1 rRNA gene is annotated in these 1,505 nt (G+C 56.1%); it reads left to right on the plus strand.

The features are described from left to right. Window positions 1-3: 3 nt before the first annotated feature. Window positions 4-1,505, plus strand: a 23S ribosomal RNA gene (locus IEZ13_RS46045); the annotation flags it as partial.

The following is a 1,505-nucleotide window of genomic DNA, read 5'->3' on the forward strand; positions in this document are numbered from 1 at the left end:
TGTGGTTAAGTTGTCAAGGGCGAACGGTGGATGCCTTGGCACCAGGAGCCGATGAAGGACGTAGGAGGCCGCGATAGGCCTGGGGGAGCTGCCAACCTAGCTGTGATCCCAGGATGTCCGAATGGGGAAACCTGGCACGAGTCATGTCGTGTCATCCATGCCTGAATTCATAGGGCATGTGAGGGGAACGCGGGGAAGTGAAACATCTCAGTACCCGTAGGAAGAGAAAACAACCGTGATTCCGTGAGTAGTGGCGAGCGAAAGCGGATGTAGCCTAAACCTTGTGCGTGTGATACCTGTCAGGGGTTGCGCATGAGGGGTTGTGGGACCCACTTATCACATCTGACAGTGTGGTGAAGAGTTACAAAGCTAGATGTTAGTTGAACGGTGTGGGAAAGCCGGCCGTAGAGGGTGAGAGCCCCGTAAGCGAAAATGTCTAGCCTCTTTGTGGTGTTCCCGAGTAGCAGCGGACTCCTAGAATCTGCTGTGAATCTGCCAGGACCACCTGGTAAGGCTGAATACTTCCTGGTGACCGATAGCGGACAAGTACCGTGAGGGAATGGTGAAAAGTACCCCGGGAGGGGAGTGAAATAGTACCTGAAACCGTTCGCCTACAATCCGTCAGAGCCTTTCGGGGTGATGGCGTGCCTTTTGAAGAATGAGCCTGCGAGTTAGTGGCATGTGGCGAGGTTAACCCGTGTGGGGTAGCCGTAGCGAAAGCGAGTCTGAATAGGGCGTTTTTAGTCGCATGCTCTAGACCCGAAGCGGAGTGATCTAGCCATGGGCAGGTTGAAGCGTGGGTAAGACTGCGTGGAGGACCGAACCCACCAACGTTGAAAAGTTGGGGGATGACCTGTGGTTAGGGGTGAAAGGCCAATCAAACTCCGTGATAGCTGGTTCTCCCCGAAATGCATTTAGGTGCAGCGTCGCGTGTTTCTTGCCGGAGGTAGAGCACTGGATGGTCTAGGGGGCCCACAAGCTTACTGAAATCAGCCAAACTCCGAATGCCGGTAAGTGAGAGCGCGGCAGTGAGACTGCGGGGGATAAGCTTCGTAGTCGAGAGGGAAACAGCCCAGATCGCCAGCTAAGGCCCCTAAGCGTGTGCTAAGTGGAAAAGGATGTGGGATCGCATGGACAACCAGGAGGTTGGCTTAGAAGCAGCCACCCTTTAAAGAGTGCGTAATAGCTCACTGGTCAAGTGGTTCCGCGCCGACAATGTAGCGGGGCTCAAGCACACCGCCGAAGCTGTGGCATTGACACTTTGCTCGGCTCTGCTCTTCGGGGTGGGGTCCAGGCGTGTTGATGGGTAGGGGAGCGTCGTGTAGCGGGTGAAGCGGCGGAGTGATCCAGCCGTGGACGCTACACGAGTGAGAATGCAGGCATGAGTAGCGAATGAAGGGTGAGAACCCCTTCCGCCGGATGACCAAGGGTTCCAGGGCCAGGCTAATCCGCCCTGGGTGAGTCGGGGCCTAAGGCGAGGCCGAGAGGCGTAGTCGATGGATAAC

The organism is Actinoplanes campanulatus (assembly GCF_014647795.1).
Classification (GTDB): domain Bacteria; phylum Actinomycetota; class Actinomycetes; order Mycobacteriales; family Micromonosporaceae; genus Actinoplanes; species Actinoplanes campanulatus.